Origin of the sequence: Xanthomonas bonasiae (assembly GCF_014836395.1) — a bacterium.
GTDB lineage: Bacteria > Pseudomonadota > Gammaproteobacteria > Xanthomonadales > Xanthomonadaceae > Xanthomonas_A > Xanthomonas_A bonasiae.
Genome location: NZ_JACSQX010000011.1, coordinates 133,849 through 158,988, shown reverse-complemented (window position 1 = coordinate 158,988; position 25,140 = coordinate 133,849). Strand labels below are relative to the sequence as shown.

The 25,140-nt window shown below is 71.0% G+C and carries 17 protein-coding genes; 5 read left to right on the top strand and 12 right to left on the bottom strand.

The window, feature by feature from the left end; translation table 11 throughout:
* The first annotated feature begins 453 nt into the window (after nt 1–453).
* Nucleotides 454–1,632: a benzoate/H(+) symporter BenE family transporter gene (locus H9658_RS18120; RefSeq protein ID WP_191826432.1), complete on the top strand. Its 1,179-nt coding sequence runs from the start codon at nt 454–456 to the stop codon at nt 1,630–1,632.
* 22 nt (nt 1,633–1,654) lie between these two features.
* On the opposite strand, the gene bphP is transcribed toward H9658_RS18120, so the two are convergent.
* From bphP to H9658_RS18090, 6 genes are all read right to left on the bottom strand, one after another.
* On the bottom strand, nt 1,655–3,559 hold the full coding sequence (gene bphP, locus H9658_RS18115) for a bacteriophytochrome BphP (protein ID WP_191826431.1): 1,905 nt from the start codon (nt 3,557–3,559) through the stop codon (nt 1,655–1,657).
* Complete coding sequence (locus H9658_RS18110) at nt 3,556–4,155, bottom strand: biliverdin-producing heme oxygenase (RefSeq protein ID WP_191826430.1); 600 nt, start codon at nt 4,153–4,155, stop codon at nt 3,556–3,558. Before H9658_RS18110 ends, bphP begins: the two co-directional genes overlap by 4 nt.
* Nucleotides 4,156–4,355: 200 nt before the next feature.
* The gene (locus tag H9658_RS18105) at nt 4,356–5,612 is read right to left on the bottom strand and encodes a TCR/Tet family MFS transporter (RefSeq protein WP_191826429.1); all 1,257 of its coding nucleotides are present in this window, start codon (nt 5,610–5,612) and stop codon (nt 4,356–4,358) included.
* A gap of 598 nt (nt 5,613–6,210) precedes the next feature.
* Nucleotides 6,211–8,376 (bottom strand): lytic murein transglycosylase, encoded by a 2,166-nt coding sequence (locus tag H9658_RS18100; protein WP_191826443.1) that lies wholly within the window; start codon nt 8,374–8,376, stop codon nt 6,211–6,213.
* Nucleotides 8,377–8,640: 264 nt separating this feature from the next.
* Nucleotides 8,641–10,356, bottom strand: a complete 1,716-nt coding sequence (locus tag H9658_RS18095; protein ID WP_191826428.1) for a GGDEF domain-containing protein — start codon at nt 10,354–10,356, stop codon at nt 8,641–8,643.
* Between the two features lie 78 nt (nt 10,357–10,434).
* Entirely contained in the window at nt 10,435–10,827 is a 393-nt protein-coding gene (locus tag H9658_RS18090) for a YchJ family metal-binding protein (RefSeq protein WP_191826427.1), read from the bottom strand.
* Nucleotides 10,828–10,925: 98 nt separating this feature from the next.
* On the opposite strand from H9658_RS18090, the gene H9658_RS18085 reads away from it, so the two are divergent.
* Complete coding sequence (locus H9658_RS18085) at nt 10,926–11,699, top strand: sulfite exporter TauE/SafE family protein (RefSeq protein WP_179570522.1); 774 nt, start codon at nt 10,926–10,928, stop codon at nt 11,697–11,699.
* A 146-nt stretch (nt 11,700–11,845) separates the two neighbouring features.
* Here H9658_RS18085 and H9658_RS18080 read toward each other — a convergent pair whose 3' ends face one another.
* From H9658_RS18080 to H9658_RS18055, 6 genes are all read right to left on the bottom strand, one after another.
* Nucleotides 11,846–15,733 carry an ATP-binding protein gene (locus H9658_RS18080; RefSeq protein ID WP_191826426.1) on the bottom strand — a complete coding sequence of 1,296 codons (3,888 nt, stop codon included), beginning with the start codon at nt 15,731–15,733 and terminating at the stop codon, nt 11,846–11,848.
* Nucleotides 15,734–15,845: 112 nt separating this feature from the next.
* On the bottom strand, nt 15,846–16,532 hold the full coding sequence (locus tag H9658_RS18075) for a DUF4194 domain-containing protein (protein WP_191826425.1): 687 nt from the start codon (nt 16,530–16,532) through the stop codon (nt 15,846–15,848).
* A complete protein-coding gene (locus H9658_RS18070) occupies nt 16,519–17,988 on the bottom strand; it encodes a DUF3375 domain-containing protein (protein WP_191826424.1) in 1,470 nt (489 codons plus the stop codon). Before H9658_RS18070 ends, H9658_RS18075 begins: the two co-directional genes overlap by 14 nt.
* A 31-nt stretch (nt 17,989–18,019) precedes the next feature.
* Nucleotides 18,020–18,622: a GTP cyclohydrolase I FolE gene (folE, locus tag H9658_RS18065; protein WP_191826423.1), complete on the bottom strand. Its 603-nt coding sequence runs from the start codon at nt 18,620–18,622 to the stop codon at nt 18,020–18,022.
* 139 nt (nt 18,623–18,761) lie between these two features.
* The gene (locus H9658_RS18060) at nt 18,762–20,144 is read right to left on the bottom strand and encodes an MFS transporter (protein WP_191826422.1); all 1,383 of its coding nucleotides are present in this window, start codon (nt 20,142–20,144) and stop codon (nt 18,762–18,764) included.
* 117 nt (nt 20,145–20,261) lie between these two features.
* On the bottom strand, nt 20,262–20,810 hold the full coding sequence (locus H9658_RS18055; protein ID WP_191826421.1) for a DUF1905 domain-containing protein: 549 nt from the start codon (nt 20,808–20,810) through the stop codon (nt 20,262–20,264).
* A gap of 298 nt (nt 20,811–21,108) precedes the next feature.
* On the opposite strand from H9658_RS18055, the gene H9658_RS18050 reads away from it, so the two are divergent.
* The 3 genes from H9658_RS18050 (at nt 21,109) to H9658_RS18040 (ending at nt 24,906) form a co-directional block, all read left to right on the top strand.
* Entirely contained in the window at nt 21,109–21,999 is an 891-nt protein-coding gene (locus H9658_RS18050; protein ID WP_191826420.1) for a type II toxin-antitoxin system RelE/ParE family toxin, read from the top strand.
* Nucleotides 22,000–22,614: 615 nt separating this feature from the next.
* Complete coding sequence (locus tag H9658_RS18045; RefSeq protein WP_191826442.1) at nt 22,615–23,046, top strand: hypothetical protein; 432 nt, start codon at nt 22,615–22,617, stop codon at nt 23,044–23,046.
* A gap of 597 nt (nt 23,047–23,643) precedes the next feature.
* On the top strand, nt 23,644–24,906 hold the full coding sequence (locus H9658_RS18040) for a lipase family protein (protein WP_191826419.1): 1,263 nt from the start codon (nt 23,644–23,646) through the stop codon (nt 24,904–24,906).
* Nucleotides 24,907–25,140 lie beyond the last annotated feature (234 nt).

Genomic DNA, 25,140 nt, shown 5'->3' with positions numbered 1-25,140 from the left:
GGTTCCGCTCAAACCCCGAAGGCTTTTCGCTGAACCGAGCCGCCCATCATAGCGGCTTTTTTGTTGCCGTCAATACCCTGATTTATCAGGAGGTTGACGCCGCTTCTTGCGGAAGACCCTGAGGTCTTTTCGTTGAAGCGAGCCGGCCATATTAGCCGTTTTTTTCACGCCGTCAACACCCGATGTTCGCTAGGTGTTTCCGGCCCGTTTCGCTTCTGTCGAGCCGAAGATCGGCAGCTGCGTAGCGGGCCGCGCAGTCTACCGGGCCAGGAAAAAACGTCAACCGCTTTCTTGCCCGCGGTGCGTATGCGGCCATTGCAGGCGCTTCCGGCAGCGTTCCCATCAGTAGAACGCGCACGCGCCGCGTCCGCGCGCGGCGGCGACCCCATGCCGCTGCTGCCGTTGGCGGCCGCTTCGCCGAGAATGCGGGTTCACCCCCTGCAGGATCTCGCAATGCCCTCCACTGCCGGACGCTCCCTATGGCGCGACGCCTCGCTGCCGGCGCTGGTCGCCGGCTTCGTCACTGTCCTGGTCGGCTTCGCCAGTTCGGCGGTGATCGTGTTCCAGGCCGCGCGCACGCTGGGCGCCTCGCAGGCGGAGATCGCCTCGTGGATGTGGGCGCTGGGGCTGGGCATGGGCGTCACCTGCATCGGCCTGTCGCTGCGCTACCGGATGCCGGTGGTGACGGCCTGGTCCACCCCCGGCGCGGCGATGCTGATCAGCGGCGGCGGCTTGCCGCTGTCCGATGCGATCGGCGCGTTCGTGGTGGCGGCGCTGCTCGGTACCGCAGCCGGATTTTCCGGCGTCTTCGAGCGGATGATCCGGCGCATCCCGGTGTCGCTGGCGTCGGCGATGCTGGCCGGGGTGCTGTTGCGCTTCGGCCTGGACGTGTTCGTGGCGATGCAGAGCCGGCTGGGCATGGCGCTGGCGATGTTCGCGGTCTATCTGCTGGGGCGCCGCGCATTCCCGCGCTATGCGGTGATCGCGACGCTGGCGGTGGGCATCGCGATCGCCGCCGGCAGCGGCACGCTGCATCTGGAGACCGCGCAGCTGAGCCTGGCGCGGCCGGTGTTCGTGTGGCCGACACTGTCGTGGCAGGCGCTGTTCGGCATCGCGCTGCCGTTGTTCGTGGTGACGATGGCCTCGCAGAACCTGCCCGGGGTGGCGGTGATCCGCGCGTCCGGCTATGCGGTGCCGATCTCGCCGACGATCGGCTGGATCGGCGTGGTCAATACGCTGCTGGCGCCGTTCGGCGCCTATGGCCTGAACCTGGCGGCGATCACCGCGGCGATCTGCATGGGCCGCGAAGCGCAGGAGGATCCGCAGCGGCGCTACGTGGCCGCGGTGTTCGCCGGCCTGTTCTATCTGCTGATCGGCCTGTTCGGCGCGACCGTGGCCGCGCTGTTCGCCGCATTCCCGAAGGAACTGGTGATGGCGATCGCCGGCATCGCGCTGTTCGGCACCATCGGCAACAGCCTGGCGATGGCGCTGAAGGACGAGGGCGAACGCGAGCCGGCGCTGATCACCTTCCTGGTCACCGCCTCGGGGCTGTCGCTGTTCGGCATCGGCGCCGCGTTCTGGGGCCTGCTGGCCGGCGCGGCGACGTCGCTGCTGTGGCGGCGCACGCGCTGAGCGTACGCCGCCACGGATTCGCTCAGCGCGGATCGCGCAGCTGCAGCAGCCAGTGGGTGGAGACGCCGGACGGACTGGGCAAGGGTTCGAAATCGAACTGGCGATGCACGGGCGCGGCGGCTTCGATGCGCAGCGGCAAGGTCACGTAGGCGGCGCGGCCCTGGCGCAGCAAGGTGGCGATGCGCTGGATTTCGGCGGGCGCGGCGTCGCTGGCGTACAGCTGATCCAGTTCGCAGCCGATCAGCTCGGCGACCTCGCGTTGGTACAGCACCGCGAAGGCGTCGTTGACGAACGCCAGCCGGCTGGGGCGGCCGTCGCTGCCGCGCTCGATGATCGCCACCGGTTCGCGCAGCCGCGACAACGAGGCCTCCAGCAGCGCGAAATCCTGCTGGAAGCGCTTGCGCTCCATCAGTTCGATCAGCACCCGCAGGCTGCGCGCCGACTCCAGGCTCAGCGGCGACCACGGCCGCGCGCGGCCGCGCACGGTTTCCTGCCACAGGTCGAAGCTCTTGCGCGGCGACAGGCGCGAGTTGGGAATGTCCTGCAGCTTGGACAGCTGCGGGTTGCCGGCCCAGTTGACCGTGCGCACCTGCTCGCGCCGCGTCCACAGCAGCGCGCTGCGCGCCTGCGGCATCAGCGGCACGAAGATGAAGCCGGCGGCCAGCGGCGCCAGGTCGGCCAGTTCCGGGAAGGTCGCGCCGATCTGGTCGGTATGCAAGGCGCCGACCGCGTCGTGGCGCAGCGCTTCATGATGGCTGGACTCGATCTGTTCGCGGATCCGGGCAAGTTCGGCGGCGCTCGGCACGGTGCCGTGGCGGGTGACGTGGTCGCCGTGGAACACCGCCACGCCGTCGGCATCGACCACGTCGAGCAGGTCCGACGCCATGTCGTCGAGCATGTCGCCGGTCAGCGTCTCGGCTTCGTTGAAGTTGGTGATCAGCTTCTCGCGCACGGTCAGCAGCACCGTTTCCACGCGCGCGCGCGACACCGCGGTCAGCGCGCCGATGCGCCCGGCCAGGGCGCGGCTGACCGCGTCGGTGACGTCGCGCATCTCGTGGTTGCAGAAGTACGGGCGGTAGTGGTGGCAGGCGATCAGCCCCCACAGCGCGTCGTTGACCACGATCGAGGCCACCAGGGTGGCGGTGACGCCCATGTTGGCCAGGTATTCCAGGTGCACCGGGGAGACGCTGCGCAGGCTGACGTCGCTCAGGTCCACCGGCGCGCGCAGTCGCGGATGCAGGGTCGGCTGGATCGGCGAGGGAACATAGCCGACGTCGGCGATCTGGCGCACGCGGTTGCGCAGGTACAGCGTGCGCGCCTGCACCGGGATGTCGCTGGCCGGATAGTGCAGGCCCAGATAGGACTCCAGCTCGGGCGTGCGCGCCTCGGCCACGACGTCGCCGTTCCACTCGTCGTCGAAGCGGTAGATCATCACCCGGTCGTAGCCGATCAGCGTGCGCAGGCTCTTGGCCGCGCGCTGGCAGGCTTCGTCGATGCTGTTGTCGGTCTCGAGCCGGCGCAGCAACGGCAATGCCTCGCGCAAGGTGGCGTCGGCCAGCGGCGCATCGCGCGGCTCCAGTTCCAGCAGCCATTGCTCCGGGTACAGATGCCAGGCGCCGACCCAGCGCTGGCGCGGAGCCGTGGCGCGGCGCGGGAAACCGACGTCGACGTACGCGAGCTGGGTGCGTTCGGAGGCGTCCGCCGACAGGCGCGGTTCCTGCAGCGTCAGCAGCGCGTCGTAGCGCTGTCCGACCAGCTCCGCCAGCGGCACGCCGAGCAGGTCGGCGGCGCTGGTGCTGGCCTGCACGATGCGGCGGTCGCCGGGTTCGATCACCAGCAGCGCGCCGTGCGGCTGGATCGATCCGGGAATATGGATCGGCTCGCGCGCGCAGGCGTCCATGTCCAAGGGCACGGCGGTCTCGCTCATGCGACTGTCTCCAGGGCGAAGTGGGTGTGGAAGTGCGCGAACATCGCGCGTGCGCCAGCGACGGCGGCCTGCCGCGATTGCGGCGTCGGCAGGGCCTGCTCCAGGCGTTGCTGGAAACGCCGCCAGCAGGCCGGATCGGCATGGCCGAGCTCGAAATAGGTCAGCGCCGGGGCGGCGGCGGCGAGGCTCTGCCGCAGTTGCCGGGCGATCAGGCGCCCGCCCAGGCGCGAGCCTTCGACCACGTACAGCATGCCCCAGCGGCTGTCGGCGTCGGGCGCTGGCGGCGCTGGCGCCGGCAGCGGCGGCGTGGCCCGCAGCGCGGCCAGATCCTGTTCCAGCAGCGGACTGCGCAGCTGGTAGCGCCAGGTGGCGTCGCCAATGGCGTGCAGCCAGGCGCTCTCGCGCTGCTCCCAGCCGGCCAGTGCGGCGTGATGGCGGCGCAGCACCTGGACGTAGTCGTGCACGGACAGGGAATCGCGCATCAGCGCGCGCATCGCCGGCAATTGTTCGACGGCCAGATGCTGTTGCGCGGTGGCTTCGCGCAACAGGCGCGAGGCGGTGAGGGGCGCGGCGGAACCGTCGGGGGGCGACATCATGGAGGGCGTGCGGTCTACAGCAGCCGGACCGGCCGCGACGGCGGATAGGCCGTACAGCGTAGCATCGTGGACGCGTGGCACCGGGCGACAAGGCGGCCACGCGCGGCTGCGCGCCGGTTCAAGCTGAGCAATTCATCCGCCAGCGGCGGGCGCCACGCCCTCCAGGCGGGCAGCGGTCCGCCGCAGCGCGGTGCGGCGTGCTAAGCGGTGGCGCCGTCGGGCAGGCGCGCGCGGCGCCAGGCCACGACCCAGCCGGCAGCCAGCAACAGCGCGGCCAGCAGCCACGGCGCGCCGGGCAGATGCGCCGGCGCATGCGTGCCGATGAACAGCGCGAACACCCACGTGTACAGCAGCGGCCCGACGATGCCGGCCAGGCTGACCAGGCTCATCAGCGCGCCCTGCACGCGGCCTTGCGCATCGGCACCGACGTGACGGGTGACGATGGCCTGCGCGGACGGCGACGCCACCGCCCACAGCGCGCTGACCGGCACCCCGAGCAGGAACATCGCGCCGCTGCCGGCGACGCTGTAGATGGCGAAGCCGGCCACGCCGCAGCCCAGCCCGAACAGCAGCGCCCCGCGTTCGCCGAGCCGGCGCACCACGCGCGCGACCAGCAAGGCGTTGACCACGATGCTGCACACCCCGACCAGGGCCAGCACCCAGCTGACCTGCTTCGGTCCCCACTGGTACTGGTACTCGGCGAACAGCACGAAGATGCTCGGATACACGTAGTGCGCCAGGTTGGCCAGGAAGATCACCGCGGCCAGCGCGAACACCTGCGGGTAGCTGCGCAGCAGCCGCAGCGCGCCGAACGGATTGGCGTGCTTCCAGTCCAGGCGCGGGGTGCGCCGCTCCGGCGCCAGCGATTCGGGCAGCACCCACAGGCCATAAAGGAAATTGAGCAGCGCCAGCGCCGCGGCGAACCAGAACGGCGCGCGCAGGTGGTAGCTGCCGAGCCAGCCGCCGAGCAGCGGCCCGATCACGAAGCCGAGCCCGAACGCGGCGCCGATCATGCCGTAGGCCTGGGCGCGCTTGTCCGGCGTGGTGATGTCGGCGATGTAGGCGTTGGCGGTGGTGAAGCTGGCCGAGAACACGCCCGACACCACCCGCGCCAGCAGCAGCAGCGGCAGGCTCTGCGCCAGCGCCATCACCACGAAGTCCACGCCCAGGCCCAGGCACGAGGCCAGGATCACCGGGCGCCGGCCGTAGCGGTCGGACAGCGCGCCCTGCAGCGGCGAGCTGACGAACTGCAGCGCGGCGAACAGGAAGCCGAACCAGCCGACCCACTTCGCCGCCGCGGCGAAATCGCCGCCGGTGAAGCCGCGCACCAGCCCCGGCAGCACCGGAATGATGACGCCGAAGGCCAGCACGTCGATCAGCAGGGTGATGAAGATGAAGACCAGGGCGGCGTTGCGCGTGCGCGCGGCAGGGGGCGCGGCAGGGGGCGATGAATGCACGGCATGGTCTCCCGGTGGAGGCGGCAGTGTAATCGGCAGGGGTGGGATTTCGGGATGGGGCTGGACCTGTGGCGGCGCGAATGGCGGCGGTGGCGACCGGGAGACGGGCGATGGCCCGGCGCCAGGACCTTGGACCGGCGCCGATGGCGCAGGGCTCATTGATCCCGATGGTGTCAGCCGTCGTTGCCGCGGACCCGCAGGTGCAGGCGTGCGAAGAATGCGGGAAGGTTCGGTCCCGACGCCGCGTCGGTAGAGCGCGTCGGGACTGAAGTCCCTCCCACAGGTGGGTCGAGGCGGCCTGATGCCTGGTCGATAGAGCGGCTGGGGCCGATGGCCTGAAACCGCCGAAGCCCCCACCTGGACGCGCCACCCGCAGAGCGTCTTTGCGAAGGGTGCGAGCGCGGCGGCGAAGATGGGCTCCGACGCATTGTCGGTACAGCGCGTCGGGACTGAAGTCCCTCCCACAGGGGAGCGGATCGGCCTGGGCCGTCTACTCCTTCTAGTGCCGGTCGATCTGGTAGCGGTCGACTACGCGGTTGCGACTGATGGCCTGAGGCCGCCGCCTATCCGCGGCGAACCCTCGCGGCAGCGCGCGCCGTTACAGCGGCGCGACCGCGATGGTCTGCTGCAGCACGTGCTGCGCGCCGGCGGCCAGTTCGATCACCTCGGGGCCGGCGTTGGCCGCTTCCAGGCACACGAACTGGCGCCAGTGGGCGCCGACGTCGACCATCTTCTGCGCGCCGGCTTCGCCCGGATTCCAGGCCACCAGGGTGCGGCTGCCGGCGGTGGCGATCTCGATGCGGCGCTGCAGGCCGGGATCGAGCAGCGTGTAGCGGCCGCCGGCGCCGGTGTAGATGCGGTCGCTGCGGCCGGGATCGCGCGGATCCTGCAGGCTCCAGTCGCCGTGCTGGCGGTGCGGCGTGGCGTAGTTTTCGAACTTGTCCAGGTAGTCGAGCCCGTCCAGGCCCTGCACCCGCACCTGGGTGGCGTCGGCGACGTGGAAATAGTTGTGCAGCGCCTGGGTGAAGCGCGCCGGTTCGCGGCCGACGTTGTCGGTGATCAAACGCTGCTCCAGGGTCGCGCCGATGCGCAGCTGCATGCGCAGGCGCAGCGGCAGGTCGTCGAAGTCCGGCGGCGCCAGGGTCAGCAACATGCTGCCGTCGGCCTCGCGACGCGCGTCCTGCAGCTGCCACGGCACGGTGCGCACGAAGCCGTGCGCCGGCACATCGGCGCTCTGGTCCTGGCGGCCGAAGTACGGCCAGCACACCGGGGTGCCGCCGCGGATCGGGGTGGGCGTGGGCTGCGCGCTCGGCGACAGCCACATCACCTCGGTGCCGCCCTTGGGCACGAACGACAGCAACTGGCCGCCGAACAGGCTGATCGCGGCGGTGGAGTGCGGAGTTTCCACCAACAGCGAGGGGTAACCGTGGAAATCGCCTGTGCTCAGGCCGGGGATCTCGGACATGGGGGTGATGCTCCGTGGCGCGGGGGATTGGACGAAGGCCGGGTAGCGCGCCGGCACGCGGAACGCGGTCGCGGGCTTGCCGCCGAACGGCGTGGATGGCGCGGGTGTGGGCGTGGTCGGCGCCGCGGGTGCAGTGGCCGGAGCCCCAGACGCCTCGCGGCGCAGCGCATCGAGGATGCGCTGCCCGGCGCGGCCGTCGGCCGGCTGCAGGCCCAGGCGCAGCTGCTCGGCCTGGATCGCGCGGCGGCTGGCGCTGCCGATCATGCCGTCGGCCTGGCCGATGTCGTGGCCGCGCGCCAGCAGCAGGGTCTGCAGTTCGCGCCGCTCCGGACGGCCCAGGCCGGGATCGTCGGTGGGCCAGGCGGTGACCAGGCCGGGCTTGCCGCGCAGTTGGTCGGACAGCAGCGCGATCGCCAGCGCATAGCTTTCGGCGGCGTTGTAGGCGTAGATCGCGTCGTAGTTGCGGAACACCAGGAACGCCGGGCCGTTGGTGCCGGCCGGGATCAGCACCGCGGCCGGCGTCTGCGGCGCCAGCGCAGGCAGGTCGAGCGCGCTGCCGTCGATGGCGGTCACACCGCGCGTGCGCCAGTCGGACAGCGGCCGGCGCTGGGTGCGGCCGGCCAGGGCCGGGTCGAACCCGGCCGGCAATTTGACCTCCATGCCCCACGGCTGCCCGCTCTGCCAGCCTGCCAGCTTCAGGTAGTTGGCGGTGGAGGCCAGCGCATCGGGGATGCTGGCGACCAGGTCGCGGCGGCCGTCGCCATCGCCGTCCACGGCGACGCGGGCATAGGTGCTGGGCATGAACTGGGTGTGCCCGAACGCGCCGGCCCAGGAACCGGTCAGGCCGTCGGGCTGCAGGTCGCCGGCCTGCAGCAGTTTCAGCAGCGCGAACAGTTCGCCGCGGAAGAACGGCTGGCGGCGGCCGTTGCACGACAGGGTCAGCAACGACACCAGCAGCGGACGCTTGCCGGAGACGCGGCCGTAGTCGCTCTCCACGCCCCACACCGCGACCACGGTCGCCGCGTCCACGCCGTACTGCTGCGCCACCCGCGCGAGCAACTCGCGGTGGGTGACCAGCATCGCGCGGCCGTCGGCGACGCGCTGCGTATCCACCAGCCCGGCCAGGTAGTCCCAGATCGGCGTGGTGAATTCGGGCTGCGCGTCGAGCAACGGCAGCACGCTCATGTCCGGCTGCACGCCGGCGGTGAAGCGGTCGAACGCGGTGGCGGTCACGCCGCTCTTGGCGGCGGCAGTGCGCAACGTGGACAGGCAACCGACGAACGCGGGGTCCGGCGCCATGGGCGGCGCGGGCGGGGTCTGCGCGGCGGCGCAGGGCACGGCCAGCAGCAGGGCCCAGGCGAAACGCATCATCGGAATTCCTCGCCAACAGCAGGCCGGACATCATAAACAACCGTCGGTAATGGCTGCTCACGCGGGGTGGCGGGGTCGCGGGAGTCCGGCGCTTTTGTAGGAGCGGCTTCAGCCGCGACAGGCTTTACCGATAGATCCTGTCGCGGCTGAAGGCGCTCCTACAGGGGTTCCGGGCGGCTTGTTGTCGCCCGCTCAGTGCACGGCGACCACGCGGTCGCGGCCGCCGCTCTTGGCCGCGTACAGCGCCTCGTCGGCGCGCTGCACCAGGCCGTTGGCGTCGTCGCCGGGGCGCAGTTGGACCACGCCGATGCTCACGGTCGGCTGCAGGTCGGGAAAGGCCAGCGCGGCCTGCGCGCGGAAGCGTTCGCGGATGCGTTCGGCGATCGGGGTGGCCTGCGCCGCATCGATGCCGGGCAGCGCGATCACGAATTCCTCGCCGCCGTAGCGGCCGATCAGGTCGTCGCCGCGCAGTTCCTCGCGCAGCGCCTGGGCCAGCGCACGCAGGCCGTCGTCGCCGGCGCGGTGGCCGTAGCGGTCGTTGAGCCGCTTGAAGTGGTCCACGTCCAGGAACATCAGCGCCAACGGTTGCCGCCGGCGCCGGGTGACCTGCTTCAGCGCGGTCACGCGCTCGTGCCAGGCGCGGCGATTGAGCAGGCCAGTCAGCGGATCCAGGTCGGCCAACTGCCGCGCCTGGTCGCGGTCGCGGCGCAGCGAGGTGCTGCGCTCGGCCAGGCCCAGCGACAGCACCAGCGCCTCGAACGCGCCGGCCGCCAGCGCGGCCTCGTCGCTCCAGGTCCAACCCGCAGCCATGCCGAAGCCCTGCAGGCTGCCGACGACGGTGACCAGCAACAGCGGCGTCCAGCCGAGCAGGAACAGCCCGGCATAGCGCGAACCGCGCCACGCCGCCGCCGCCGCGATGCCGAGCAGCAGCGGCCCGCCGAGGATCAGCAGCGGGTTGACCAGGGCCCGGCCGAGCGCATCCAACCACGGCAGCGGCAGCAGCGCCGGCAGCCCGATCAGCAGGACCAGGGCTGCATAGCCGCGCAGCCAGCGTCGCGCGCGCGGCAGGTACTGCGCCAGGTCGGCGAAGCGCTCCAGGAACAGCACCGCGGCCACGATCGAGGTGGTGGTGCCCAGGCGGCCCCAGAATCGTGCTGCCTGGCCGATCGCCTCCAGTCCCAGCGGATGCACCACGTAGCCGGTCTCAAGCGCCATCACCAGGCCGTAGCCGAGCACGTAGATGGCGTAGTACAGGAATGTCGCCTCGCGCAGGCGCCAGGCGAACACCAGCGCCATCGCCGCCATGCTCAGCATGATCGCGAAGCTCAGGCTGGCGACCACCAGCCAACGGCTGTCCTGGCGCAGGTAGTCGGACTCGCTGCGCAGCTGGAAGCGCAGCGAAGCGGGCATGACCCCGCGCTGGTCCAGCCACAGCCGCAGCGGTTGCCCGGCCGCCGGCGCGACGTCGATGCGGAAGCCGACGCGGCCGTTGCCGGGCAGCGCCTGCGGGTCGTCGCGCATCAGCCAGCGCTGCTGCGGCGCCGCGCCAGCGACCGGCGGCAACAGCGTGACCCGCTGCAGCGCCGGACTTGGCACCTCCAGCACCCACGGCCCCGATGGCCACCGCTCCTGCGCCGGCCACAGCAGCACCCAGGCGCCGGTCTCGCCGCCACGCAACTTGGTCAGCCGGGCCGGATCGAAACGACGCAGCGCGGGATCGGCGCGCGAGGGCGGCACCCCGCGGTCGGCGGCGGCGACCGGGCGCCAGGCGCCTTCCAACGCCGGCATGGGCGCGGGCGCCGCCGCGGCGCCGTCGCAGGCGAGCAGCAGGCAGCACCACAGCAACGCACGGCCATGGCTGCGCCAACGGCGCAACCGGGCGAAGAGCGCGGCAAACACGAAGGACATCACGACTGCAGGGACGGCGGACACTGCAACATCATCGGCCAGCGCCGCGCAAACCTGATGCCGGGCCTGTCCATCGGTTCAGTCCAGCGCGTCCAGGTAGTACCAACGGCCGTCCTCGCGCACGAAACGGCTGTGCTCGGTCATGCGCACGGCGCTGCCGCCGCCGATGCGATAACGCGCCAGGAACGCGACCTCGGCGCGGTCGGCGCCGCTGGCGACGACCCGCTGCACGGTCAGGCCGAGCCAGGCGGTGTGCGCATCCAGTTCCAGTTCCGCCGGGCGCGTGGACGGGTGCCAGCTGGCGCGCAGGTAGTCGGCGTCGCGGCGCACGTAGGCGCTGTAGCGCGAACGCATCAGCGTTTCGGCGTCGGGCGCGGCGGCGCCGGCGTGGTAAAGCCCGCAGCACTGCGCGTAATCGCGAGGACGGCCGCAGGGACAGGGATCGGCAAGGCGCGGAGCGGACGGGGACATGCACCGATTGTGCCGGCTGCTGGGCCGCGGCGCACGCCTGCGCTGCCCTGCGCCGCGGCCCCGGCTATGCTTGCGCGCCCATCGCACGGAGCGCCGCCTTGCTGGAACTGATCCCGACCGAGCTGCCGTGGCTGCTGTGCATCGCCTTCGTCGCCGGGCTGGTGGATGCGGCGGTGGGCGGCGGCGGCCTGATCCAGTTGCCGGGGCTGTTCGCGACCCTGCCGCAGCAGGCGCCGGCGGTACTGCTGGGCACCAACAAGTTCAGCGCGATGGCCGGCACCGGCGCGTCGGCCTGGCGCTATGCGCGCAACGTGCGCTTTCCGTGGCGGCCGGTGCTGTACGCCACCGCGGCCGCGTTCGCGTTCTCCTTCCTCGGCGCCACCGCGGTCAGCCTGCTGCCGAAACAGGCGGTGCGGCCGCTGATCCTGGCGCTGCTGATCGCGATGCTGGTCTATACGCTGATCAAGAAGGACTTCGGCGCGCTGCACCGGCCGCGCCACATCGGCCGCCGCGAGCTGGCCATCGCGCTGGCGATGGGTGCGGCGATCGGTTTCTACGACGGCTTCTTCGGGCCGGGGACCGGCAGCTTCCTGATCTTCCTGTTCATCCGCTTCTTCGGCCTGGACTTCCTGCGCGCCTCGGCCGCCTCCAAGGTGGTGAACCTAGCCACCAACCTGGCCGCGCTGTGCTTCTTCGTGCCCAGCGGCCAGGTACTGCTGGCGGTGGCGGTGCCGATGGCCGTGGCCAACATCGCCGGCGCGGTGGCCGGCACGCGGCTGGCGCTGCGCGGCGGCACGCCGTTGATCCGGCAGCTGTTCCTGGTGCTGGTGGTGGTGCTGATCGGCAAGATGGGCTGGGATCTGTTGCGCTGAGGCCATGCGGCCGCGCCAACCTCGATTGCGGCCGTCGCCGAGCCGCTGCCGCGATCGGTGTCGGCGCGGGCGGGCACCCGCGCGGCGGCCACGCCGTTCGTGAGCGCGACCGGCCGGACGCGCCGGCCCTGTGCGGCCGGTCGCGCTCAGCGGCGGCTGCGCGCCTTGGGCGAGGCCGGGGGCTTGGTCTTGGATGCCGGCGGCGTTGCCTTCACGGGCGGTGCCGCGCGCTCCAGTGCCGTGCGCTTGGCGGCGGAAGGCTTGGCTGCAGCAGGCTTGGTCGCCGCGGTCGCCTTTGCGGGCTTGGCAACTGCTCTCGCCGGTACCGGCTTGGCCGAGGTTGCCGCCTTGCCGCTCTTTGCCGGCGTGCCGCTGGGGGCAGGCTTGGCAGAACGCGCCGGTTTCGCGGGTTTGGCACCGGCCGCCGCGACGGCAGCAGCGGTGCCGCGCTTCGCGGCCGGGCGCTTGTCGCCGTGGGGAGCGTGCACGGCATCGGCGATGTCGGTCGCCGCGGGCACGGAAGCGACGCTTCCGACATTCGCAGCGGCACGCGCAACCGCAGTGGCAGCGCCCTTCGCAACCATCGGCGCAGCCGGTACCGTCTTCGCGTGCGGCTCCTGCGCCGGCGCCACATCGTGCAGCGCTGGCTCGTCGCCGCGCGTGCGTTCCGGCAACTTGAGCCGGTGCTGCTGCTCGTCGTACTCGATCAGCAGCACGCCGGAGGTGTGGCGGCCGCTGATCTCGACGAAACAGGCGCCGCCGATGAACGGCTCCAGCGTCATCACCGACTTCAGCGGCGTGGCCACCACCATCTGGAAACCGAAGTTCTCGAAGATGTTCATCGCCAGCGCGGTGAACTCGTTGTCGGCCTTGTCGAACGCCTCGTCCAGCACCACCGCGGCGTAGCGCGGCAGTTCGCCGTCCTCGCCGCCGAGCTGGTAGCGCAGCGCCGCGGCCAGGCAGGTGGTGGCCAGCTTCTGCCGCTGGCCGCCGGACTTGCCGGCGCCGCTGCGATAGATCTCCACCTGCGCGCGGCTGTGCGCATCCAGCTCCACGCCGACGAACTCCACGTGCTGGCGCACGTCCAGCACCTGTTCGCGCCAGCGCCGCAGTTCCGCGTCCTGCGCGCCGAGCCGCTGCACCAGCGTGCGCAAGGTGGCGAACTGCGCCTCGGCCAGCGCGCGGTCCTCGGTCTGCTGGTGGCCCAGCACCTCGCGCAGTTGCTGCTGGAATTCCTGCACCTCGAGCAGCCGGCGGTCGCTGACCTCGATGGTCAGCAGGGTGCCGCGGTTGAACGGCACCTGTTCGAGGCTGGCGTTGACCTCGTCCATGCGCTGCTTGATCGCCTTGTGCGCCTCGGCGGTGTGCCGTTGCAGGGCCAGCAGGTTGTTCTTGCTCTGGGTCTGCAGCAGGTCGAAGAAGCGGCCCTCGTGGCGCGGCAGGCCGTCGCTCTCCAGCCGCTGCAGGCGCGCCAGGAAATCGTCGGCGCTGGCCAGGCTGACGGTGAAGTCGCCGCTGTCCTCCGGCCATTGCTGGCAATAGCGGCGGAAGCAGTCGAGCAGCTGCTGGCCCAGCCGCGCGTCCTGGCCCTGGCTCTGCGCCAGCTGCTCGCCGAGGCCGCGCTCGATGCTGCGCAGGTGCGCCTCCAGGTTGTCCAGGCTCAGCGGCGGCAACGCCGCCAGGCGCGCGTCCAGTCCCTGCGCCTGCGCCGGCGTGATCGCCGCGGTCGCCACGCGCGCGGCGCAGGTCTCGCGCTGCGCCTGCAGCCGGCTGCGCTCGCGGCCCAGCTGCGCGCGCTCCAGGCGCACGTCCTCGTAGGTGCGCCGCGCCTGGTCGCGCAACGCACGCGCCACGGCGATCTGCTCGCCCAGCGCGCGCAGCGCAGTGTCGCCTTCGCGCAGCTGCAGCAGCTGCTCGGCGATATCGCTCAGGCGCTGCAGCTTGGGCGCCACGTCGATCTCGTCCCAGTCGCGCTCGGCCAGGGTGTGCGCGGCCAGCTGGCGGCCCTGGTCGAGCTCGCGCTGCTTGCGCAACGCGGCGACGTCGGCGTCGCAGGCGGCGATGCGCTGCGCCAGGGCCTGGCCCTCGCGCTCGTACACCTTGAGCTTGTCGCGGTTGTCGTAGCCGAGCAGCCAGCGCTTGCGGTCGCCGACGGCGTGGCGGTCGTCCTTCTCGTAGCGGTCGCCGGGATGCTTGAGCTGGCCTTCGCGGGTGATCGCGCGCTCGGCGTTGCGCAGCTGCGCGGCGCTGTCGACGCAGGCGTAGTCGAAGCGCCGGGCCAGTTCGTGGCGTAGCCATGCCGCGTAGGGGTGGTCGCGCAACTGCAGCTTGCGCAGCAGCGATTGCGCCTCCGGCTCGCGGCTGTGCAGGGCGTCGTTGTGGCGCACCCGGAAATAGACCAGGCGGATGCCGAGCTGAGTCTTGTTGACCCACTCGGCGACCGTGGCGTGGTGGCGGTCGTCGACCAGCAGCGACTGCGCGAAGCCGTGCAGCACGCGCTCGATCGCGCCGCGCCAGGCGGCCTGCGCCTCGTCCACCTGCATCAGCTCGCCGACGAACGGCAGCGCCGCCTCGGCCAGGCCGGTGTCGGCGCACAGCCGCGCGCGCAGCGCCTGCATCGGCGCGGGAATGCTCGACGGTGCCTTGTGCAGCGCGTCGATCTCGGTGCGGATCGCGGCGAAGCGGCGCTCGTCCTCGCGGCGCTCGGCCATGCGCTCGGCGATCGCCTCGTCCAGCGCGCTGGCGTCGCCGGCCCCGCCCTCGCGCAGCGCACGCGCCTGCGCCACCTGCTCGGCGAAGCCGACGGCGCTGCCGGCCAGGCCCATGCCGAGCTGGCGGCAGGCCTGCTCGACCTGGCTGCGCCGGCGCATGCGTTCGTCGCGTTCGCGCTCGACCCGGCCGCGTTCGCGCTCCAGCGCCTCGACCCGCTCGCCGCCTTGCGCGCGCTGCTCGGTCTCGCGTTCGGCCAGCTTCTGCTCGTGGTTGTCCAGCGCCTCGCGGCGTTGCCCTTCCTCGCCGGCCAGGCCGCGGTCCTGCGTGTCCAGTTCCTGCAGGCGCGCGTCCAGCAGCGCCAGCCGGCGCTGCTCGCGGTAGCCGTCGATGCCCAACTGCAGCTCGCGCAACTCGCCGACACTGCGGCGCAAGGCCATCAACTCGGCATAGTGCTGCCGCGCCGGGACCAGCGTCTCCACCTGGCGCCGCGCGGTCACTACCGCATGGTGGGCGCCGTCGAGTTCGGCGAAGTCGTCGACCAGGCGGTCGGCGGCCTCGAAGGTGCGCGGCTCGTCGAGCATGAAGCTGCGCAGGAACGCATTGAGATCGCCCAGGTTCTTCGCCGACTGGGTCTTGTGCAGCAGCCGCAGCGCCATCTCGTTGCCGATGCCGAGCAGGTGGCGGAAGCGCTCGGCATAACCGGCGAAGCTGTCGAAATGGTGCACCTCCTCGCCCAGGCGCTGCTTGAGCCGGCGCAGGTCCAGGTCGAAGCCGTCCAGCTCGGCGGCCACGTCGAAGCCGCGCGGCGCCACCATGTAGTGCTTGCGCACGTCGGCCGCGGCGGTGCCGCTGCCGGCGATCCAGAACAGGCGCACCAGGCTCACCGCCTGGCCGTGCGCGTTGCGGTATTCCAGCGCCAGCGCCGACCAGGTCGCGCCCTTGCGCAGGTACTGGGTGGCGATCTCGCCCGAGGCGCTGTCCTGCTGGTCGGCCCAGGCGCCGCGCACGTACGACACCAGGCTGCGGTCGCGGCCGCTGCGCTCGGCCTCGCGCGCGGCGGCATTGAAGTCGACGATACTCGGCGGGGTCAGCAGCGCCGACATCGCATCGAGCAGCGTGGACTTGCCGGAGCCGGAGCGGCCGACGAACAGGAAGCCCTTGTCGGCGACCGGCACATCGGTCAGGCCGTTGAAGGTGCCCCAGTTGTGCACCTGCAGGCGGCGCATGCGGTATTGCTGCGCGCGCTGCTCGGCCAGCGTGTCGGCGAACAGCGACGGCGCGGGGACGGATGCGGATGCGGACGGATCGGACAGGGAGGTCATCGGGTGCTCATCGGAAAATCGAGATCGCCAGGGCGCCTGGCGGGGGACTGGGGCGGGCCGGCGCTGTGTCGGGGCTGAAGCCCCTCCTACAGAAAAGCGGGGGCTGCGGCGCTCACGGCGGCGCATCCGCCGCCGCGCCCTCGCGCAGGCCGCGGTAGGCGGCAGCCAGCGCCTGCACGTCCTCCGCGGAGAACAGCAGTTTCAGCGCCGGCGACACCTCGTAGCGGTCCTCGCTGCCGCGCAGCTTGGACAGCAGGTGGTTGTCGCGCATCTTCGCGATCGCCGCCAGCACCCGTCGCGCAAAGCCGGCACGGTCGGTGGACACGTTCTTCTCGTACACCGACAGCACTTCCAGCAGCTGCGCCTCCTGCACCACCGCGCGTTCGCCGCGGGTATCGGCTTCGGCCAGCTGCTGGCGCAGGAACAGCAGCAGCACCGACTCGATGAAGGTCAGCGGCGCGGTGCGCAGCAGCGCCGGGGTCTCCAGCTCGGCGGTCTCGGCCTGGCGGGCGAAGGCCACGCCGCCGTCGCGGTCCAGCACCAGCTCCAGGAACAGTTCGCACAGCACCCGGCGCACCGCGGCCTCGTGGCGCAGCAGCGCCGGCCACAGCGGTCCGTGGCGGTAGGCGTCGATGCTCGGCCCGGACAGCAGCTGGCACAGCGCGCGGCGCGCCTCCAGCGGCAGGGTGCCGGTGTCGCCGGCGAACAGCTCGCTGCGGCCGTCGGCCTGGGTCGCGGCGGCGGCCGCGGGGTCGAAGCCGTCGGCGTCGCCGCCGGGCACATCGTCAGACCAGTTCATTGCGTTTTTCCTTGGTGAACCACACCAGCGGGATGCGGGCGCGCCGCAGCTGGCCATCGTTGCCTTCCCACTGCACCGCCTCCCATTCGTCCGCGACCACCACGCCGTGGCGCGTGCCCAGCGCCAGGTAGCCGATCACGCTGCCCAGCCCCTGCTGCGCCGGACGCTGCCGCAAGGCCTCGCCGATGGTCAGCTGCGGCTGCTGGCCGAGCAGCGCGTGCAGGTCCTCGCGCAGGCCGCGCAGGTCGATCTCCGACTGCGCGACCAGGTCGCCGACGCTGTCCAGCGAGATCGTCGCCGCCTCCGCCGCCTGCACCCGGCCATCGACCTGCTGGCTGCGCGGGTCGTGCAGCCGCCACTGCGACAGCGAACGCAGCCGCGCGCTGCTCAGCGGCAGCGTGTAGCCGGTGGCGGCGGTGGCGTGCAGCCGGTCGCGCAACTGCAGCGCCTCGCCCTGCGCCTGCTTCAGCAACTGGTTGAGCCGGCGCTGCTCCAGGTAGCCGCGGCTCTGCACGAAGCCGCGCAGGCTGCGCGCGAAATGCTGCATGACCTCGTGCACCTGGCCGCCGCGCTCGAGCAGGGTGCCGGTGAGTCCGCGCAGGAACGCGCGTTCCTGGCGGTCGAGCCGGCGCGCGAACCCGCGCGCCAGCAGCGTGTCCAGCGCCGCGTCCAGCTGCACGCTCTGTTCGGCGTCGTTGAGCAGGCTCCAGAACGCCTGGAAGCTGCGCCCGGCGTCGCTCTCGCCGATCACGTCGATGCCGGCGAACAGCTTCTCCAGCACGTCGCCGCGCGCACCCTCGTCGTCGATGATACGCTCGCGGAAATCGCGGTTGAGCTGTTCGAAATCGTCGCGAACGCGGCGAAAATCCTCGGCCAGGTCGTCGGACAGGCGGATGATGTCGCGGGTGCGCTCCAGCGCGCGCTTGCCGTCCAGTGCGGCCAGCTTGCCGGCGGCCACGCGCTCGATCTCCGCGTCCAGGCGCGCGCGTTCGGCGCGCAGCGCGGCCAGCCGCGCGTCCGGATCGGTCTCGGTCTGCCCGGCCAGCTGCACCAGCTGCTCGATCACCAGCGACAAGCGGCTCTCGGTGGCGACGCTGGCGCTGCCCTGCACCCCGGCGATGAAGCGGATCGCCTGCGCGGCCTGGCGCGACAGCTCGTACTCTTCCTCGGCATCGCCTTCGGGCAGGCGCCGTTCCAGCCAGCCCTGCGCCAGCCAGTGCGCCAGGTAGGCCTGCGCGGTGCGCGGCAACTCGCGCGACAGCTCGTCGTCCTTCAGCGCATCCAGCTGGCGCTGCAGGCGCTCGTGCAGCACCGACGACGGCAACCGCCGCTGCGCATCGCCCAGCAGGGTCTGCAGCAGGCCGATCAGTTCCGGCGCATGGTCGGCGGCGAGCAGCTTCCACAACGGCTGTTCGCGCAACTGGCGATAGCCGGCGATCCGGACACGGTGCTTCATGCAGGAACCGACGACCGCCCCATCCGCACGCTCAGCGCACGCCGCCGTCGATGAAGCGCAGGAACTCGGCGCGGGTGCGCGCATCCTCGCGGAAGGTGCCGAGCATCTTCGAGGTGACCATGCTGACGCCGCGCTTGTGGATGCCGCGGGTGGTCATGCACTCGTGCGCGCCTTCCACCACCACGCCCACGCCCAGCGGCTGCAGCACGTCCTGGATGCACTGCGCGATCTGCGCGGTCATCTTCTCCTGCACCTGGAAGCGCCGCGCATAGGCCTCGACCACGCGCGCCAGCTTGCTGATGCCCACCACCTTGCCGCGCGGCAGGTAGCCCACATGGACCTTGCCGATGATCGGCGCCATGTGGTGCTCGCAATGGCTTTCGTATTCGATGTCGCGCAGCACGATCAGCTCGTCGTAGCCGGCCACTTCCTCGAAGGTGCGCAGCATGTACTCGCGCGGATCGGCCTTGTAGCCGCTGAACCAGTCGCCATAGGCCTCGGCCACGCGCCGCGGCGTGTCCAGCAGGCCTTCGCGGTCCGGGTCCTCGCCGGCCCAGCGCAGCAGGGTGCGCACGGCGGCTTCGGCCTGGTCCTGGGTCACAGGGGATTCGGGGGTCTTCTTGGAGTCGGCCATGAGCGAAAACGCCCGTGAGGGGGGCTGCATGGTACCCGAGTCGCACGCGCGCCGCCGAACCCGCAGGCCGACGCCCCGCCGGGAGCGCGGCGCTTGCCGCGGCACGGGCGCGGTGGTCGCGCCCGTGCCGCCGCCGGCCTCAGCCGCGCCCGGCCGCCGCCTTCGCGGCCTTGCGCTCGCGCATCGCGCGCTCGTCGTCCAGCCAGTTCGCGCCCTTGTTGGTCAGGAAGAACATGTACACCACCAGCGACACCGCGATCACCGCCGTGGCGTACCAGACGAAGGTGGTCACATGGCCGGTCTTCAGCGAGGCCTGGTACAGCAGTGGCGCGGTGCCGCCGAAGGCCGAGTTCGCCAATGCATAGCCCAGGCCCACGCCCAGCGCGCGGATGTGGGTCGGGAACAGCTCCGCCTTGACCACCGCGTTGATCGAGGTGTAGCCGGTCAGGATCACGAAGCCGCCGGTCAAGATCGCGAACGCGGTCAGCCAATCGCTCTGCTTGGGCAGCTCCAGCACCAGGAACCAGGTGTAGAGCACGCCGCCGATGCCGAAGAACACCAGCAGGGTCTTGCGCCCGATGATGTCCGACAGCCAGCCGCCGACCGGCTGCATCAGCATCAGCACGGTCAGCGCGACCAGGTTGATGATGGTGCCGGCCATCACGTCGTCGCCGGCGAACGCGGTCTGGATCATCTTCGGCCCGGTGACCGAATAGGTGTAGAAGGCGATGGTGCCGCCCGCGGTCACCAGGAAGCACAGCAGCAGCGGCCGCCACTGGTGCACGAACAGCTCGTGCAGCGAACCGGCCGAGCGCGCCCCGCCCTTCTTGGCTTCGGCGATGGAGTCCGAGCCCAGCGACTCGTCCATCGTGCGGCGCAGCCAGAACACCACCAGCGCGCCGATGCCGCCCAGGCCGAACGCCAGGCGCCAGCCCCATTCGGACACCCAGCCCTTGTCGGCGAAATGCAGCATCAGCAGCAGCGTGGTCTGCGCCAGCACATGGCCGCCGACCAGGGTCACGTAGTGGAACGAGGACAGGAAGCCGCGCCGGCCCGGGATCGCCGCCTCGGACATGTAGGTGGCGCTGGTGCCGTACTCGCCGCCGGTGGCGAAGCCCTGCAGCAGCCGCGCCAGCAGCAGCACGATCGGCGCGGCGATGCCGATCGTGGCCACCGTCGGCGTCACCGCGATCACGAACGAACACAGCGCCATCAGCGACACCGAGATGGTCAGCGCCAGGCGGCGGCCGAAGCGGTCGGCGAAGCGGCCGAAGTACCACGCGCCGATCGGCCGCATCAGGAAGGTCATCGCGAAGATCGCCCACACGAACATCGTGGCGTTATTGTCTTCCTTGGAGAAGAACTGCGATTCGAAATAGGTGGCGAACACCGAGTAGACGTAGACGTCGTACCACTCGACCAGGTTGCCGGCCGAGCCCTTGAGCGTATTGGACACCGAGCGGCGCAGGCTGCCGGGTGCGGCGCCGGAAGCGGCGGTGGTCGGGGATGCGGGTGCGCTCATGCGATGAGACCCTTCAGCAGATGGACACCGCCGGAGTATAGGTGGCGGTTTGCGAGGACGATGTCGCGGCAGCGGCGGCCCTCGCGCTGCGCTAGCGCTGCAACGTATTGCGGCGCGTCATTGCGCCGCCTTCGGCGCGCCGAGCGACTGGCTGTACATGCCCGAGCGGTCGAAGCAACAGGCGCGGCGCTTGCCCGAGGCGAGCATGTCGCAGGCGCTGGCGATGCGCTTGGCGCGCGTGTCGGCCTTCTTGCCCGAGACGATCCAGAAGATCCAGTCGCGCCGCGCCAGCGCGGTGATGGCGTCCCAGGTCACACGCGCGGCCGGATGCGCGGCCAGCGCCGCGCCCAGGTCGGGCGGCAACACCGGCTCCGGCTCCACCGCCATCGGCGCGATCGCCAGCGCGACCTTGTCGCCCGCGGCGACCCCGGCCGCCACCCGCAGCGCTGCTTCAACCTTCAGCCAATGGCTGCCCTGCCCGTCCGGTTCCAGCGTGGCTTGGAACGGCTGCCCGGCGAACGTGCCGTCCACGCTGACCATGCTGCGCGTCGGCAGCTTGGCGCTGGCCTCGGCGGGCAGCACCAGGAACGTCCAGGCCGCGTCCGGCGGCGTCGCCGGCCGCAGCAACGTCGCCTCGAAGCGGAGGGTGGCGGTGGCCTTGGACATGGCGCGGACGATAGCACTGGGCGGCGGCGCCCTGCCTGCACGCGGGCACATCCCCGTGCCGAGCGTCCCGCCGGAGTGGCCGCCCGATCCGCGCGCAGTTCCCGCTGATGCTGTACGCCGTCGACCACAGGCAGGCGCGGCCTGGACGCATCCCCTGTCCCGCCAACAGCAACAGACCCTAAGCGTGGTGTGGCCCGACAAATGAACCGGCCCTCGCACGCGTTACGATGGCGCCCCCACCGGCCGCACCCTGCAGACCCCCCATGAAGGCCCGCACTCCCGACGCAGCCGCGGCGGCATGAGCAACGCGTCGCATCGCGCGGACCCCCGGGCCAAATCCTGGGTCGAACGCCTGGACCCGTGGATTGCCGCCATCGTCAGCGCCGTGCTGCATCTGCTGATGTTGCTGCTGTTGCTGCTGGCCGACCCGCCCACCATGAGCACGCCGCAAGGCGCGGCCAGCGGCGGCCGGACCAAGGTGGACTTCATCGGCGCCACCCGCCAGCCGGTGCATCCGGCCAAGACGCCGCCCTCGCCCACCCCCGCGCAGAAGCCAGTGGCGGCCAAGAAACGGCGCGCCACTTCGCCGGTGCAATCCACGCTGGTCGCGCAGTCCGACCATCCGGTGCCGCCGCCCGATCCGGCCGCCACGGCCAGCACCCCGGCGCCGCCCGCGCCCGCCCCCGCCGAGCAACCGGCGCCGCCGCAGCCGGACCCCGCCACGCAGCAGCAGGCCCAGGCCGCCGCCAGCGAACCCGAACCGACCCAGCGCCGCGAGACCTGGACCGGGCGGCCGCCGGGCGCGATCGACCAGGACCTGGGCCCCAACGAAGCCGGGCTGGTGCGCGACGGCGGCGGCCGCGGCGGGCGCCGCGGCGACCCCAGCGACGCCGGCCCCAGCATGGAACTGGGCGGCTACCTGGTCTATTACGACCTGCGCAGCGAAACCCTGCTGCGCGCGTGGATGGACCAGGGCATGAAGGAATTCTTCATCCTGCTGCCCGGCACCCAGTACCGCATGGCCTGCCCGCTGGAGATCGCGATGAAGCGCGGCTCCGGCAAATGCCGCGCGCTGCCGCCGGACTCCCCGGAACTGAAGGCCATCGGCGACGCCCGCGAGGTCATCACCATGCTGCAGGTCTACAAGCAGGGCGAACTGGTCTGGCGCGGCCCGGGGCCGTACAAATAAGCCCCTCTCCCCCCGGGAGAGGGGTTGGGGTGAGGGTACGGCGCGAAGCGTCTCGCGGAGTTCGGGCGCGCGAGGCTGCGCCCGTACCCTCATCCGGCCCTGCGGGCCACCTTCTCCCGGTGGGAGAAGGAACAGCCAAAGCCCCTCTCCCCCTGGGAGAGGGGTTGGGGTGAGGGTCCGGCGCGAAAGCGTCTCGCGGAGTTGGATACGCAAGGCTTCGCCCGTCCCTGCATCCGGCGTGGCTGCACAGAGACGACAGCGCTTCCGCCCCGATGCGCAGTGCAGCAGCTCGAAACGTTCGCTCACCTTCCGCAGCGATGCCGACACGTGAGCGCGCCAGGCAATGCGCACGCGCGTGTCGCCGCGCTCCCCGCATACCTACCGCCACTGGGCCAGTGCTTTTCGCCGCCGCCATCGATCAGCACATGCAACGTGAATGGAAGCGTGCACGAGGTCACGCGCCATCACGCTTCATTTGCAATTGCCCATCGGCCTTGTTGATAGAGTCGCCGCGCGTCCCTGGCGGGCGGCCCACCTGTGCAACGTGGCCGACCGCGACGCCGGAGCAATTCATTCAATAGGAGGTGTCACGTGCACTGGAAGTCCACTGTCGCAATGCTCGCCCTGTCCGCCGCCGCCCTGCCGGCCTTCGCCCAGCCCGACCGGCAAGTGGTCGAGGACATGCTGCTCCGCTCGGCCAACGTCTGCCCCGGCCACAGCACCGACCGCACTGCGCCCACCGTGAAAGTCGTCCCCGTTGGCGCGTTGCGCGTGATGCTCGATCGCGGCCTGGTCATGTGCCCCGACCGCCGCCTCGACGCCGACGCGCCGGCCGTGTTCTACGGCAGGCTCGGCGTGTTCGCCTGGAACCCCGAAGTGAAGGCCGGCTCGACGGTGATCGTCAAGCAGATCGGCGCTATGACCCGCAACGAGGAATACCCCGCCGAGACCCTGGTGTGGGACGCCAACGGCAACGCACTCAAGCAGCAGACCGTGCCCATGTTCGAACCGAAGCCCGGTGCGGCGGTGCTGTACAAGGTGCGCTGATCCGCTGCGTCCGGCCGGCGCCGCCGCGCCGGCCGCTACACCCGGCCGGCATGCCCTGATGGGGCAGCCGGCTTTTTTTCGTCTAAGCCGCGCGCGCTGCTGGACGCCTCCACGCGCGCGGCATGCGCCATGACCTACGGCGAAACCAGGCGCCCCCCGACGCCGCTGCCTTGCCGCTTCGCGCCACCCAATCGATGCGATGGCCCATTCCCGACATGCAAGGCATGCCGGATTATCTTTCAACGCGTGGCGATCACCTTTATCTCGAGATTATCGAATACCGAAAGATCCATTTTTGAATGAAGCGCGACGCCATCTGATTTTCCCGCCATTGGCGAAACAGGCAGAAATCCATCGAAAGCATGCGGATTTCAAGCGAATTTCTGCGCCAGTGTGCCGCTCCGCACGCTGTCATACATACGCGCTACAGGATTTATTTTCGCTGCGTGTCTCGATATTCGCACGATTGCCGCGCGAATCCATACTGCAGATAAACATTGCCGCGCATTGTCAGAAAAACAGTCGAAGCGCCGTAGTAGCGTTTGGCCCCACCCCACCGTCCCGTGCAACCGGGATTCAATTGCGAGGACGTTGTTCATGGTCACACTGCGGAATCGGCTGGCGCTGCGCGTACTGTCCACCATCGGCGTTGCGGGCGCGCTGCTGCCCCTGGCCGCATCGGCCGCACCGGCGCGCGGCACGCTGCTCAAGAGCAATGTGCTGACCAGCTACACCCACCAGGCGATCGGAACCCTGCTGGCCAACGACCAGTCCACCGACCAGGCCAAGTGCGACGTGCGCGTCGCCGAGTTCACCTACGCCACCATCGGCGTCGACGGCGAGCCCGCCACCGCCTCCGCAGCGCTGCTGGTACCGGGCGGCAGCCAATGCACCGGGCCGTTCCCGCTGCTGAGCTACAGCCAGGGGACCGAGTCGCTGCGCCGCGCCGAGCAGGCCAAGGAGATCCGCGATGCCAAGGGCGACGACACCATGGTCACCCACCTCGCCACCCAGGGCTACGTGGTGGTCAGCAGCGACTACCTCGGCATCGGCCAGTCCAACTATCCGTTCCATCCCTACCTGCACGCCGCGTCCGAGGCCAGCGCCACCATCGACGCCCTGCGCGCCGCGCGCCAGGTGCTGCAGCGGCTCAACACCCCCCTGTCGGGCAAGGTCATGCTGACCGGCTTCTCGCAGGGCGGGCATGCCGCCATGGCCACCCAGCGCGAGATCGAAGCGCACCTGTCCAACGAATTCCACCTGGTCGCCAGCGCGCCGATCTCCGGCCCGTACGCGCTCAGCCAGACCTTCCGCGACGGCTGGAGCGGCCACAGCGCCGTGGGTGAGAACACCTTCGGCATCGTGCTGGCCAGCTACGCCATCGTCGGCATGCAGCACACCTACCACAACCTCTACCTCGACCCGGCGCAGGTGTTCCAGGATCCGTGGGCCAAACAGGTCGAAGCGCTGTTCCCCGGCACGCAGAGCCTGACCGACCTGGTGCTCGGCGACACCCTGCCCGGCGTCGACAAGATCCGCCAGTACTTCCAGCTCGGCTTCTACAAGGACTTCGCCAGCAACGCCAACGACCCGTTCCTGCGCGACCTGGAGCGCAACGACCTGCTCGACTGGGCGCCGCGCACCCCGACCCTGCTGTGCGGCTCGGACAACGACGCCACCGTGCCGCTGAAGAACGCCACCACCGCCGTCGCCGCGTTCAAGGCCCGCGGCAGCAACCAGGTGTCCGTGCTCGACCTGGGCAGCGGCAAGCCCAGCGACAACAGCGCCGTCGAGCACCTGCTGACAGAAGACGCCTGCACCGTCGCCGTGCGCCAGCAGCTGTTCGACAAGCGCCGCTGAGTTCGCCGCAGAGGATCGCAGGGGCAGCCTCCTCCCCCATGCCCTTGCGATCGCCAGCGAGCGAACGCTGCCGCGCCTGATCATCGGCGCGGCAGCGTCCGGGGCGATGGCCGCGCGGAATGCGGCGATCGCGCATCGCGGCTAGCGGGTGTGGCCGAACCGGCGTGTCGCGAAAGCGGACCAACAAGGCGCGGACCTTCCGCGCAAGCACGACGCACCACCGCACTCCCAGCA

What these genes read in the sequence shown, in the direction of transcription:
- H9658_RS18120 (WP_191826432.1), top strand. Translation starts at nt 454, where the DNA reads ATGCCCTCCACTGCCGGACGCTCCCTATGGCGCGACGCCTCGCTGCCG.
- bphP (WP_191826431.1), bottom strand. Translation starts at nt 3,559, where the DNA reads ATGAGCGAGACCGCCGTGCCCTTGGACATGGACGCCTGCGCGCGCGAG.
- H9658_RS18110 (WP_191826430.1), bottom strand. Translation starts at nt 4,155, where the DNA reads ATGATGTCGCCCCCCGACGGTTCCGCCGCGCCCCTCACCGCCTCGCGC.
- H9658_RS18100 (WP_191826443.1), bottom strand. Translation starts at nt 8,376, where the DNA reads ATGGCGCCGGACCCCGCGTTCGTCGGTTGCCTGTCCACGTTGCGCACT.
- H9658_RS18095 (WP_191826428.1), bottom strand. Translation starts at nt 10,356, where the DNA reads ATGTCCTTCGTGTTTGCCGCGCTCTTCGCCCGGTTGCGCCGTTGGCGC.
- H9658_RS18090 (WP_191826427.1), bottom strand. Translation starts at nt 10,827, where the DNA reads ATGTCCCCGTCCGCTCCGCGCCTTGCCGATCCCTGTCCCTGCGGCCGT.
- H9658_RS18080 (WP_191826426.1), bottom strand. Translation starts at nt 15,733, where the DNA reads ATGACCTCCCTGTCCGATCCGTCCGCATCCGCATCCGTCCCCGCGCCG.
- H9658_RS18075 (WP_191826425.1), bottom strand. Translation starts at nt 16,532, where the DNA reads ATGAACTGGTCTGACGATGTGCCCGGCGGCGACGCCGACGGCTTCGAC.
- H9658_RS18070 (WP_191826424.1), bottom strand. Translation starts at nt 17,988, where the DNA reads ATGAAGCACCGTGTCCGGATCGCCGGCTATCGCCAGTTGCGCGAACAG.
- folE (WP_191826423.1), bottom strand. Translation starts at nt 18,622, where the DNA reads ATGGCCGACTCCAAGAAGACCCCCGAATCCCCTGTGACCCAGGACCAG.
- H9658_RS18060 (WP_191826422.1), bottom strand. Translation starts at nt 20,144, where the DNA reads ATGAGCGCACCCGCATCCCCGACCACCGCCGCTTCCGGCGCCGCACCC.
- H9658_RS18055 (WP_191826421.1), bottom strand. Translation starts at nt 20,810, where the DNA reads ATGTCCAAGGCCACCGCCACCCTCCGCTTCGAGGCGACGTTGCTGCGG.
- H9658_RS18050 (WP_191826420.1), top strand. Translation starts at nt 21,109, where the DNA reads ATGAGCAACGCGTCGCATCGCGCGGACCCCCGGGCCAAATCCTGGGTC.
- H9658_RS18045 (WP_191826442.1), top strand. Translation starts at nt 22,615, where the DNA reads ATGCTCGCCCTGTCCGCCGCCGCCCTGCCGGCCTTCGCCCAGCCCGAC.
- H9658_RS18040 (WP_191826419.1), top strand. Translation starts at nt 23,644, where the DNA reads ATGGTCACACTGCGGAATCGGCTGGCGCTGCGCGTACTGTCCACCATC.